At 63.4% G+C, this 11,518-nt stretch carries 10 protein-coding genes; 5 read left to right on the top strand and 5 right to left on the bottom strand.

From position 1 onward, the window contains the following. The first annotated feature begins 155 nt into the window (after nt 1-155). The 5 genes from dxs (at nt 156) to AC0J5Z_RS14745 (ending at nt 4,547) form a co-directional block, all read left to right on the top strand. Nucleotides 156-2,129 carry a 1-deoxy-D-xylulose-5-phosphate synthase gene (gene dxs / locus AC0J5Z_RS14765; RefSeq protein WP_475033512.1) on the top strand — a complete coding sequence of 658 codons (1,974 nt, stop codon included), beginning with the start codon at nt 156-158 and terminating at the stop codon, nt 2,127-2,129. Beyond that, complete coding sequence (locus tag AC0J5Z_RS14760) at nt 2,126-2,695, top strand: DUF402 domain-containing protein (protein ID WP_475033510.1); 570 nt, start codon at nt 2,126-2,128, stop codon at nt 2,693-2,695. The genes dxs and AC0J5Z_RS14760 overlap by 4 nt, the downstream gene beginning before the upstream one ends. Further along, nucleotides 2,692-3,252, top strand: a complete 561-nt coding sequence (locus tag AC0J5Z_RS14755; RefSeq protein ID WP_475033508.1) for a hypothetical protein — start codon at nt 2,692-2,694, stop codon at nt 3,250-3,252. The genes AC0J5Z_RS14760 and AC0J5Z_RS14755 overlap by 4 nt, the downstream gene beginning before the upstream one ends. A gap of 30 nt (nt 3,253-3,282) precedes the next feature. Beyond that, nucleotides 3,283-3,501 (top strand): helix-hairpin-helix domain-containing protein, encoded by a 219-nt coding sequence (locus AC0J5Z_RS14750; RefSeq protein ID WP_475033506.1) that lies wholly within the window; start codon nt 3,283-3,285, stop codon nt 3,499-3,501. Between the two features lie 62 nt (nt 3,502-3,563). After that, nucleotides 3,564-4,547, top strand: a complete 984-nt coding sequence (locus AC0J5Z_RS14745) for an aldo/keto reductase (RefSeq protein WP_475033504.1) — start codon at nt 3,564-3,566, stop codon at nt 4,545-4,547. 92 nt (nt 4,548-4,639) lie between these two features. On the opposite strand, the gene AC0J5Z_RS14740 is transcribed toward AC0J5Z_RS14745, so the two are convergent. The 5 genes from AC0J5Z_RS14740 to AC0J5Z_RS14720 form a co-directional block, all read right to left on the bottom strand. Continuing rightward, nucleotides 4,640-6,784 carry a 3-hydroxyacyl-CoA dehydrogenase NAD-binding domain-containing protein gene (locus tag AC0J5Z_RS14740; protein WP_475033502.1) on the bottom strand — a complete coding sequence of 715 codons (2,145 nt, stop codon included), beginning with the start codon at nt 6,782-6,784 and terminating at the stop codon, nt 4,640-4,642. Next, on the bottom strand, nt 6,781-8,052 hold the full coding sequence (locus AC0J5Z_RS14735) for a thiolase family protein (protein ID WP_475033500.1): 1,272 nt from the start codon (nt 8,050-8,052) through the stop codon (nt 6,781-6,783). The genes AC0J5Z_RS14740 and AC0J5Z_RS14735 overlap by 4 nt, the downstream gene beginning before the upstream one ends. 196 nt (nt 8,053-8,248) lie before the next feature. After that, nucleotides 8,249-9,610 carry an HRDC domain-containing protein gene (locus AC0J5Z_RS14730; RefSeq protein ID WP_475033497.1) on the bottom strand — a complete coding sequence of 454 codons (1,362 nt, stop codon included), beginning with the start codon at nt 9,608-9,610 and terminating at the stop codon, nt 8,249-8,251. An 80-nt stretch (nt 9,611-9,690) separates the two neighbouring features. Continuing rightward, nucleotides 9,691-10,347: a DUF3000 domain-containing protein gene (locus AC0J5Z_RS14725; protein ID WP_475033495.1), complete on the bottom strand. Its 657-nt coding sequence runs from the start codon at nt 10,345-10,347 to the stop codon at nt 9,691-9,693. A gap of 70 nt (nt 10,348-10,417) precedes the next feature. Next, nucleotides 10,418-11,491, bottom strand: a complete 1,074-nt coding sequence (locus AC0J5Z_RS14720) for a threonine aldolase family protein (protein ID WP_475039721.1) — start codon at nt 11,489-11,491, stop codon at nt 10,418-10,420. Between the last annotated feature and the right edge of the window lie 27 nt (nt 11,492-11,518).

Genomic DNA, 11,518 nt, shown 5'->3' with positions numbered 1-11,518 from the left:
GCCGGACAGCCCCGGCTGGTCGCCCGACCAGCCGGGGCTGTTGGCGTCCCGGGAACAGCCCGGAGAACAACGCCGGGTTGAAAATCCCGGCGCAACGCGTAGTCCCGGGCACGCGCTAGAGTTAACAAGCACGTCATTCACCCTAAGGAGGGCCGTTGGGACTTTTGGAAACCGTCAAGGATCCACGGGACCTGGCCAAACTGTCCAGCACGGAGCTGGAACAACTGGCCGGGGAAATCAGGGAATTCCTGATCACCAACGTAGCCGCAACGGGTGGACACCTTGGTCCCAACCTGGGCGTTGTTGAACTCACCCTCGCTATCCACAGGAACTTTGAGTCCCCGCGGGACAGCGTGGTCTTTGATACCGGGCACCAGTCCTATGTGCACAAGCTGCTCACCGGACGCCAGGACTTCACTACGCTTCGTCAGCAAGGCGGCCTCTCCGGCTATCCGGACCGTGCCGAATCCGAGCACGACATCGTCGAAAGCTCCCATGCTTCCTCCTCCTTGTCTTGGGCAGATGGAATCTCGCGTGCCCGGCAGCTGACCGGCGAGGGCGACCGGTTCGTCGTCGCCGTAGTTGGCGATGGTGCGCTCACCGGTGGCATGGCGTGGGAAGCCATCAATAACATCGCCGCCGACAAACGGCGTCGCGTGGTCATCGTGGTCAACGACAATGGGCGCTCCTACGCTCCCACTGTTGGCGGCTTTGCCGACTACCTTGCATCACTGCGCCCCACCATCGACTCCTTGCGAACCACCCCGGCCTACGAGCGCATGCTGGACTGGTGGAAGAAGAAGTTGCAGAACGGCGGCCCCGCCGGGCAGTTCACCTACAAGAGCCTGCACGCCATGAAAAAGGGCATCAAGGACTGGTGGGCGCCCCAAGGCATGTTTGAAGACCTTGGCATGAAGTACATCGGCCCGGTGGACGGGCACAGCCTCCAGGCCATGGAACATGCCCTCAACACCGCCAAGGCATACGGCGGGCCCGTCATCGTGCACGCCATGACGGAGAAGGGTCATGGCTATGCTCCCGCCCTCGCCAATGAGGCAGACCAGTTCCACGCGGTAGGAATCATCGACCCCGAAACGGGCGAGCCCACGGAAATGCCGGGAGCCAGGTCCTGGACCTCGGTATTCGCGGAAGAAATCGCGGACATTGCGGATGAGCGCCCCGACATCGTGGGCATCACCGGCGCCATGCTTATCCCCGTGGGATTGCACAAGTTCGCTGAGCGCCATCCAGAGAGGGTGATCGACGTTGGCATTGCAGAACAGCATGCGCTGACGTCCGCCGCGGGAATGGCGTTCGGCGGTCTCCACCCGGTGGTGGCGGTTTACGCCACCTTCCTGAACCGCGCCTTTGACCAGCTCCTTATGGACGTGGCACTGCATAAAGCCGGCGTCACCATCGTCTTGGACCGTGCCGGGGTGACCGGCCCGGATGGCCCCAGCCACCACGGGATGTGGGATATGGCGATGGTTCAGATCGTGCCAGGGCTTCATCTGGCTGCTCCCCGTGACGCCACCCGGCTCCGCGAGGAACTGCGTGAGGCCGTCGCCATCAACGATGCACCCACTGTGGTGCGGTTCTCCAAGGGCAGTGTCGGTTCCGAAATTGAAGCTATCGAGAGGCTTCGCGACGGCGTGGACATCCTTGCGCGGCGCCCGGAGGGTTCCACCGAAAACGATGTCCTGATTGTCAGTGTCGGCGCCATGTCCGAACTCGCACTCGATGTCGCTACCCGCTTGGGCGCCCAAGGCATCAGCTCCACGGTGGTGGATCCGCGGTGGGTCCTGCCCGTCCGGAAATCGATCATCGCCCTCGCCGCCCGTCATCGCCTGGTGATCTGCATCGAAGACGGCGTGCGGGCAGGCGGCGTGGGATCCCGTATCCGGCAGGAAATGCGGGCTGCCGGTGTGGACACCGCCTTGAACGAAGTGGGCCTGCCGGTGGAGTTCCTGGTGCACGGCTCACGCAGCCAGGTCCTGGAGCGCGTGGGACTCACCGCCCAGAAAATAACGCACGACGTCGTAGCCCAGGTTTTGGGGACAAAGGTCCCGTTCGCCAGGCCCCTCCCGGGCCAGGAACACCCCACCACCGGCAGCCTGCCAACGCTGTGACGGACGATCGCACGCCGGGCGCACTGCAGCCCGGTGACCTCGTGGTGTCGAGGAACAGGAAATGGGACGGCAAAGCCCACTGGGTAGTGCCTGGCCGCTACCTTGGTGAAGACATTCACGGTTGGTGGATATTTCAGGGAGCCGGTGAGTTTTGCGCCCGCCCGGGGGCAGCTTTCTATACAGCGTCAGATGCAGTTCTGTTGGTCCCGCGGACTGGTGAGTTTGTAGCCACGTTCTACGACGACAGTTATCCCGGCGACTTCCGGATCTACGTTGCCCTGGCCACGGCCCACGCTTGGAACCCCATCAAGAAGGGTGTCACCGAATTCCACATGATCGACATGGATCTGGACGTTATTCGTTCCACCGAGCATGGGGTGTTCGTGGATGACGAAGACGAATTTGAGAATCATCGGATGGCCATGGGCTATCCGCAACGGACGGTGGACACAATGCGCGCAGAATGCGCAGCCCTCTTTGAGGCAGTAGACACCATGAAAGCACCTTTCGACGTCAATGGGCCCACCAGCACCAACGCCGAGTGGTTCAGGAAAGGACGAGAATGAGCGGCATCATCCGTGCGTACAAGCGCGACGACGAAGGAGTACTTCACTTCCGGGAGGCTTGGTACGACGACGAAGACCAGCAGTTCGTGGTCAACCACGGTTTGGTGGGCCACCAAAGCAAGACCGACGAAGCGAACGTTGACGACGACTCTTCGGTGGATGGCCTGATGGCGGCTTTTGCCGCGCAATGCGAGGAAGACGGCTACGCCGAGATTCCCGAGTCCGAACAGTTCTGGGTCGTTGCCCAGATTGCGTTGAAGACCAAGGAAGGCACCGAACGTGACCGGCATCTTGAGCGGAAGGCCAAAGCTGCACTCACCGGTGAATTGGCATGGCGGGGTTTGGGCACCGTGGACCGTTCGGAAATCGGCAATGGCCGTCTGAACATCTTCTGCCTCTGCCCGGACGTCAACAAGGCAGTGAACGCCATAAAGATCTGCGTCCGTGGTGAGGATCTGGACTTCACCAAGCTCACCGTGGCAGCAGCGCCCCACAGCGACCCCACCGCGTTCCGGGTGAAGCACTCGCCCAAGCAGGGTGTGGGCTTTACTCTCTAAGTAGCACCCAACGCATCAGGAGGGATCTCCATGTCGTCCAAGAGCAACTGGCCCGGACACACGCCGCTGCCCAAAGGTCTCGCCGCGCCGGCGAGACGGGCCCTGGCCCATGAGGGGATAGAGACGCTGGAGCAGTTGGCGGAGTTCGGCGAACTGGAGACTTCGAAGCTCCACGGCATGGGTCCGGTGGCCATAGCACAGCTTGAGGATGCCATGGAGGAATCGGGCATCTCGTACGGCAACCGCTAGCTTGGATGCGTTTGTTGCCTTGGGTGACCAACTGCGCCGGGCCGTCCGTATAGGCTGAATCCATGACTGAATATCGACGCCTTGGCCGTTCCGGACTGACCGTCTCAGCCGTAGGGCTGGGCTGCAACAACCTGGGCCGCGCCAATACCCCCACGGAGTCCCAGGAAGGCACGGACGCTGTTGTCCACGCCGCGTTGGATGCCGGGGTTACCTTCTTCGACGTCGCCGATGTTTACGGCCGTGAGCCCGGCCTGAGCGAAATCATGCTGGGTAAGGCGCTCAAAGGTCGCCGCGATGACGTGGTCATTGGTACCAAGTTCGGTATGGATATGCGCGGAGTCAACGGCAACGATTTCGACGCCCGTGGTTCGCGCCGGTACATCGTGAAAGCCGTCGAGGGATCCCTCCGGCGCTTGGATACTGAGTGGATCGATCTCTACCAGTTCCACACACCGGACCCGCGTACTCCCATCGAGGAGACTCTGGCAGCCTTGGATGACCTTGTGTCCAGCGGCAAGGTGCGGTACATCGGCCATTCCAACTTTGCCGGCTGGCAGATTGCAGAAGCTGAGTACGTAGCACGACAATCACAATTAGGCGGCGCCCGCTTCATCTCGACGCAGAACCACTACAACCTTCTTGACCGGCGCGCCGAACTTGAAGTGCTTCCAGCGGCCGGGGCCTTCTCCTTGGGTGTCCTGCCGTACTTCCCCTTGGCCAACGGGCTGCTCACTGGAAAGTACTCCGCGGGGAAAGCTCCGGAAGGCTCACGATTGAGCCACACCCGGACCAACCTGGTGCACGACGCGGACTGGGAACAACTTGGCCGCTTCGGTCAGTTCGCGAAGGAACGGGAGATCAGCGAGCTTCAGTTGGCTTTCTCTTGGTTGGCCGCGCAGCCCGGTGTCAGCAGCGTCATCGCGGGCGCCACCCGCCCGGAGCAGATCCGTGAGAACGCCGAAGCCGTGTGCTGGGTCCCCACTCTGGAGGATCGCGAGGAGCTGGACGGGATCTTTCCACGGGCGCCGAAAGTGGCGCTCTTCTAGCAGGACACGCAAGCCCGACACAGAAGACGGGCCGTGGCCGGAGCAATCGCTCCCGGCCACGGCCCGTCTTCTTGTTTACGGGTTCCTGAGGCTTAGGCGGGTGCTGATGCAACGCCCGGGGCGAGGAAGCGCTTGCCATTGACCCGCTCGGATGCGCCCACCCGGTCAAGATACGGCGTAATGCCGCCCAGGAACATCGGCCAACCGGCGCCCATGATCACGCAGAGGTCGATGTCTTCGGGTCCGGCGACGACGCCTTCTTCCAGCATCAGCCCGATTTCCTCGGCCAAGGCGTCCTGGGTGCGCCGGAGGACTTCCTCGCCCGTGGACGGCGTGTTGCCGAAGGACATGAGGGCCAGCGTCTCAGCCGGGATGACAGGCGTCCCATCGGGCCCCGGGACCCAGAGGCTCTTCACTCCGTTGTCGATGAGCTTGTGCAGGTTCTGCGAGACCTGGAACCGGTCGCCGAACGCGGCGTGCAGGGACTCTTGGACGTGCTGGGCGACCGGCAGGCCAACCATGGCACTCAGAGTGAACGGCGACATCGGCAAACCCATGGGGCGAAGGGCCGTATCGGCCACCTCCGCCGGAGTTCCTTCGTCGAACGCTGCGATGACTTCACCCATAAGGCGGAGCAGGATGCGGTTGACCACGAAGGCCGCAGCATCCTTGACCAGCACGGCAGTCTTCTTGAGTCCCTTGGCGAGTTCGAAGGCGGTGGCCAGGACGGCGTCGTCCGTCTTGGGTGCCCGCACGATCTCCAGGAGCGGCATGACAGCCACCGGGTTGAAGAAGTGGAAGCCCACCAGGCGTTCCGGGTGCTTCAAGTCTTCGGCCATGGCAGTGACGGACAGTGAGGACGTGTTCGTGGCCAGGATGCACTCGGGAGAAACGATCGCTTCAACCTCGGCGAAGACTTGCTTCTTGATGTGCAGTTCTTCGAAAACGGCTTCGATGACGAAGTCGGCGTCCGTGAAGGCTTCCTTGGAGACGGAACCCGTAATGAGCGCTTTGGTCCTGTTGGCGGCGTCGGGCTTGATCCGCTTCTTCGCGAGCATCTTGTCGACTTCGGCATGGACGTACCCCACTCCCTTGTCCACCCGTGCCTGATCGATGTCAGTCATGACTACGGGGACTTTCAACTGCCGGGCGAACAGCAGTGCCAGCTGGCTTGCCATGAGCCCTGCACCCACCACGCCGATTTTGGTGACCGGGCGGGCAAGCTTGCGGTCAGGGGCGCCCGCAGGACGCTTGGAGCGTTTCTGGACGAGGTCCAGGAAGGCGTACACCGTGGAGCGGAACTCGTCGGTTTGCATTAGCCCTGCGAGGGTCTCGCACTCGAGTTCAGCCGACTCGGCTTGGGTCATGGTGCGGTTGGCCTCCATGACGTCCAGGACCTTGCCCGGGGCGGGGGAGGCGTTGGAGGTCTTGGACTCCACGAAGGCTCGTCCTGCTGTCACCGCGGCTGCCCATCGAGCAGCGATTGCGTCATCGGCGGCATCAACCGCGTTCTTCCGCTCAGGAGTCTCGTCGCCGGTGATAACCCGTGCCGCCCATGCGAGCGACTGCTCCACGAAGTCGGCCGGTTCGAAAATGGCATCGGCCACGCCGAGCTCGAACGCCTGCGGTCCGGTGAGGGTCCGGTTGTTGCTGAGGGGATTCTCGATCATTACCTTGACGGCGTTCTCGGGACCGATGAGGCGCGGCAGGATGTAGACGCCGCCCCAACCCGGTACGAGGCCGATGAACGCTTCAGGCAGGGCGAGGGCGCCGGCACCTGTGGAGACGGTCCGGTACGTGGACTGCAGGGCGATCTCCAGCCCGCCGCCCAGGGCAAGGCCATTGATGAAGGCGAAGCTCGGTACCCCGAGGTCAGCCAGTGTGCTGTAGACGGCATGGCCGAGCTGAGCCATCCAGAGGCCATGCTCACGTTCCTTCAGTGTCTTTACGGCGGAAAGGTCCGCGCCGGCCACCAGGAAGTACGGCTTGCCCGTGACGCCGACGCCAACGATTTCTCCACGCGAGGCCCGCTCTTTGAGCTTCTCCAATACGCCGCCGAGTTCAACCAGCGTGTTGGGACCCAGCGTAGTGGGCTTGGAGTGGTCCAGACCGTTGTCCAAGGTGATCAGTGCGAAGGTCCCGGCGCCGCCCGGCAGTTGGATGTCCTGTACATAGGAATGAGTGACTACTTCGTCAGGGAACAGGGCGGCGAGCTTCTGGAATTCGGCGGCGCTCATGCGGCGGCTCCTTCGGTGGTGGCTGTGGTGGCCTGGTCGGCGGTGAACGATTCGTAGTCTGCGTGATGCGGGTTCTCCCAGATCACTGTTGCGCCCATGCCCAATCCGATGCACATAGTGGTGATGCCATAGCGAACCGTGGGATCTTCCTCGAACTGCCGCGCGAGCTGGTTCATCAGGCGGACGCCAGAGGAAGCAAGTGGATGTCCGACGGCGATCGCCCCGCCGTAGCGGTTGACCCGGGGATCGTCATCGGCGATGCCAAAGTGGTCCAGGAAGCTCAGGACCTGGACGGCGAAGGCCTCGTTGATTTCGAAGAGGCCAATGTCTTCAATGCCCAACCCTGCGTTCTTGAGCGCCTTTTCAGTGGCCGGGACCGGACCGATGCCCATGACTTCGGGTTCGACGCCGGCGAAGGCGTAGGAGACGAGGCGCATCTTGACGGAGAGGCCAAGTTCTTCAGCTGCCTCCGCAGATGCGAGGACGGCAGCGGTGGCGCCGTCGTTCAATCCTGCAGCGTTGCCTGCGGTCACGCGACCATGGGCACGGAACGGTGTCCGCAATTCGGCCAGGTCAGCCACGGTGGTACCGGGCCGCGGGGGTTCGTCCGTGGTGTGGAGGGCCCAGCCCTGGCCGGGCTTCATGGTGGCTACGGGGACGAGGTCATGCTGGATTTGTTCATTGGAGTACGCCGCGGCGAGTTTGGCCTGGGAGGCCACCGCATAGGAGTCCGTGCGGTCCTTGGTGATGGAGGGAAAACGGTCGTGGAGGTTCTCGGCCGTGTTGCCCATGTTCAGCGCTGCCGGGTCCACAAGCCGCTCGGACATGAAGCGCGGATTCGGATCGGCGCCTGCGCCCATGGGGTGGTTGCCCATATGCTCGACGCCGCCTGCAATGACCACATCGTAAGCGCCGAAACCGATGCCGCTCGCCGTCGTCGTTACTGCCGTCATGGCACCTGCGCACATGCGGTCGATGGCGAAGCCGGGCACCGTGCGGGGGAGTCCTGCCAACAGCGCCGCTGTGCGGCCGATGGTGAGCCCCTGGTCCCCGGTCTGGGTGGTGGCAGCGATGGCGACCTCATCTATCCGGTCCGCGGGAAGTGAGGGGTTTCGCCGCATCAGTTCGCGGATGCACTTCACCACGAGGTCATCGGCGCGGGTGCCCGCATAGATGCCCTTTTCACCGGCCTTGCCGAAGGGTGTGCGCACACCGTCCACGAAGACGACGTCACGGACGTTCCTCTGAGCACTGCGTGATGGACTCATGTATTAACTCCTCGTTGAGACATGGCGCCGAATCCCGAGTCACGGGTGCTTCGGCTGGCATTGATGCAATGTTACTCGTGGGTAACTTAGCTTGCAAGGCCCGCGACCCAGGCGTGGCCTACCTGTCCTCGGGGACGCGAAAGGCCTGCCACCACGAACCACGGTTCGGATGACAGGCCTCAAGGCGGGCGGGAGCTCAGCCGGCATTGCTGGAAGGCTGCGCGTCCTTGGATGCTTGGGCTACCTTCGGCTTGGACTCTTTGCCGGGAAGCGGAGCCGGGTTCAGGCACGCTTCGGTGAGTATCGGAGCGGCGAAGGAGATTTGCCACTCGCGCGCACCGAGGGACCGCAGTTCTGCAGCGACGGACTCCAGGGAAACATCAGCCGGAGGCCGCCAGGCAACCCGCCGCAGATAATCCGGCGTCAGCAGGTTCTCCACCGGCAGCTTCAGCTCATCAGCCTTTGCCTGCAGGGCTGGCCGGGCGGTGGCCAGACGTGCTGCAGCCTCGGGATCCCGGTCCACCCAGACCCGGGGCGGCGGCGGCGCGTTAGTGGGCAGGTGCAAGGGTGGGAGATCCGTGAGAGTCCGGGCGTGGGTGATGCAGCGCAGCCAGCGCGGGGCTTCCCTCTGGGCAGACCGGCCGTGGAATCCTTTGGTGGCCAGCAGCTGCGGCACCGTGGTGGGCATCGCTTTGGCTGCGGCCACCAGCGCGGAGTCAGGGATGAGCCGGCCAGGCGCTACGTCGCGTTTGCGTGCCAGTTGGTCCCGCTCCAGCCACAGTTCACGAACGGCGGCCAGCTGGCGGCGGTCCCGTATCTGGTGGAGTCCGGAGGTTTTGCGCCACGGATCGACACGCGGGGCTGAGAGGCCTGCGGCGAGGATGCCCGCAAACTCCTGTTCGGCGTATTCGAGCTTGCCGTCGGCCTCCAGCAGCTCTATGAGTTCCTCGCGCAGCTCTGCGAGGACTTCGACGTCGAGCGCCGCATAACGCAGCCAGGGTTCCGGCAAGGGGCGGGTGGACCAGTCGGCCGCTGAGTGCTCCTTGGCAAGACCAAATCCGAGAAGCTGTTCAATGACGGCGGCAAGGCCCACTCGCGGGAGTCCCGCGAGGCGGGCGGCGAGTTCGGTATCGAAGAGTTTGTCCGGCCACATGCCGAGCTCCGAGAGACAAGGGAGGTCCTGTGACGCCGCGTGGAGGATCCATTCGACACCTTGAAGTGCGTCGTTGATGATGTCCAGGTTGTCGAAGGGCTCTGGATCGATCAGCCAGGTGCCGGCGCCTTCACGGCGGATCTGCACCAGGAAGGCCCGCTGGCCGTAGCGGAACCCGGAAGCGCGTTCTGCGTCCACTCCGGCAGGTCCTGTTCCGGCGGCGATGGCGGCCGCACAGCGCTCCAGCCCGGACGGGGTATCGATGACCAAGGGTACGCCCTCGCGGGGAGTATCGAGATCGATGATTTCAGGGACGTGGCTGTCGAAGCCGTCTACCTTGATGTGGATGGTGGGATCAGCAACCGGGTCGCCGGCCGTGGTGTTTTCCGGATATTCAGGGGTCATGGTGGCTTAAGCTTACCGATTCCGGCCACAGCGGCGTGCTGCCGGGCCATTGTGGACCCTCGCCGAAGCGTTTCCCACGGTCAATTGAGCCTCCTGTTGGGCAGTCCGGTAACGCCTGGCGGCAGGGGTGGCAGCCCGGCGAAGGTGCAGACCATGTCGGACCACGCCTCCAGGTGGGCTTGAACATCCTGGCTGGCGGGTGTCCAGGAGGCGCGGAGTTCGATGTCTATGGTGTCGGGTCGTTCGGCCAAGGTGCCGAAGCTTTCGGAAAGGATTCTTGTTGCTGTGCCCCCGGCAGCGCGATAGGGGGCTGCATGGTTCTCCAAGGCGTCCACGAGCCACGTCCAAGCAACAGAGCCGAGCATGGCGTCGTTCCCCATTTCTGCATCCATTTGCGCCCGAATGTAGGTGACGATGCGGAACTCGCCTTCCCATACGGCCGAACCGTCGGGGTCGTAAAGGAGGATGAAGCGGCCAGTGGCCAGTTCGTCGTCCTCTTCGCTTGGTGGACTGCTGCCTTGGTTCGCGGCGAAGGCCTTGGCCGCCGGTCCATGGACGGGGACCTGGCGGGTTGCCGCGGTGGGGCTGAAAACTTCAGCTCCCAGGGCAACTGCGTAGGGAGCCAGGCGGGCAGGTGCAGGGATCTCGTCAAGGCGGAGTTCGCTGCGGCATTGTGCTTTTCGTAGCGATCCCAAGGCGGAGAGAAACTCCGAGGGAACCTGTGCGAGGGCGTTCACCCTCGCAGATTATGCGTCCGGGGCAGCGATTCTGTGCAGGCTCGCCGCCCCGGATTGCACGTGTTATGCGTCAGGCCAGCTCACGCTTAATCGCTGCCACGAAGGCATCGATGTCTTCCTCCGTGGTGTCGAACGAACACATCCACCGCACTTCGCGGCGGGCTGCGTCCCAGTCGTAGAAGGCGAAGGACTCCCGCAGCTTGTCCGCCACGCCTTCGGGAAGGATGGCGAAGACGCCGTTGGACTGCGTTGCCTGGGTTGGCTCCACGCCGTCGATCGCTTCTACGGCCGTGCGGAGCCGGGCCGCCATGGCGTTGGCGTGGGCGGCAGAACGAAGCCACAGGCCGTCCTCCAGCAAGGCGATGAACTGCGCGGAGATGAAACGCATCTTCGAAGCGAGCTGCATGTTCATCTTGCGGAGGAACTTCAGGCCGTCAGCTGCCTCCGGGTTCAAGGCCACCACGACTTCACCAAAAAGAAGGCCATTCTTGGTGCCGCCGAAGGACAGGATGTCCACGCCGGCGTCGCGGGTGAATGCTCGGAGGGGAACGTTCAGGTGGGCGGCGGCGTTCGCCAGCCGGGCGCCGTCCATGTGAAGCTTCATGCCCTTGGCATGGGCATGCTCGGCGATAGCCCGGACTTCCTCCGGCGTATAGCAGGTACCAAGTTCTGTGGTTTGGGTGATGGAGACAACCAGCGGTTGTGCTCGGTGCTCATCGCCCCAGCCCCAGGCTTCCCGGTCGATCAAATGGGGCGTGAGCTTGCCGTCCTCGGTGGGAACCTGCAGGAGCTTGATCCCGCCCACCCGTTCCGGTGCACCGTTCTCGTCCATATTGATGTGTGCTGTAGAGGCGCAGATCACTGCTCCCCAGCGGGGAAGGAGGGACTGCAGGGCCAGGACGTTGGCGCCAGTGCCGTTGAAGACCGGGAACGTCTCAATGCCCGGGCCGAACTGTTGCTCCAGCACCTCCTGCAGCCGTGCCGTGTACACGTCCTCGCCGTAGGACACCTGATGCCCGCCGTTGGCGGTTGCCAGCGCAGAGAGGATCTCCGGGTGCACGCCGGAGTAGTTGTCCGATGCGAACCCACGAACCTCGGGGTTATGCAGTTGACCCGTTCCGGGGGTCTCGGTGGCGCTGTGGATTGCCTCTGTTGTGCTCGTCACTTGTTC

It is taken from the genome of Paenarthrobacter sp. TRD_SC_7, assembly GCF_056156245.1.
This window is presented reverse-complemented; position numbering and strand designations above follow the sequence as displayed.

What these genes read in the sequence shown, in the direction of transcription:
- AC0J5Z_RS14755 (WP_475033508.1), top strand. Translation starts at nt 2,692, where the DNA reads ATGAGCGGCATCATCCGTGCGTACAAGCGCGACGACGAAGGAGTACTT.
- AC0J5Z_RS14750 (WP_475033506.1), top strand. Translation starts at nt 3,283, where the DNA reads ATGTCGTCCAAGAGCAACTGGCCCGGACACACGCCGCTGCCCAAAGGT.
- AC0J5Z_RS14745 (WP_475033504.1), top strand. Translation starts at nt 3,564, where the DNA reads ATGACTGAATATCGACGCCTTGGCCGTTCCGGACTGACCGTCTCAGCC.
- AC0J5Z_RS14740 (WP_475033502.1), bottom strand. Translation starts at nt 6,784, where the DNA reads ATGAGCGCCGCCGAATTCCAGAAGCTCGCCGCCCTGTTCCCTGACGAA.
- AC0J5Z_RS14735 (WP_475033500.1), bottom strand. Translation starts at nt 8,052, where the DNA reads ATGAGTCCATCACGCAGTGCTCAGAGGAACGTCCGTGACGTCGTCTTC.
- AC0J5Z_RS14730 (WP_475033497.1), bottom strand. Translation starts at nt 9,610, where the DNA reads ATGACCCCTGAATATCCGGAAAACACCACGGCCGGCGACCCGGTTGCT.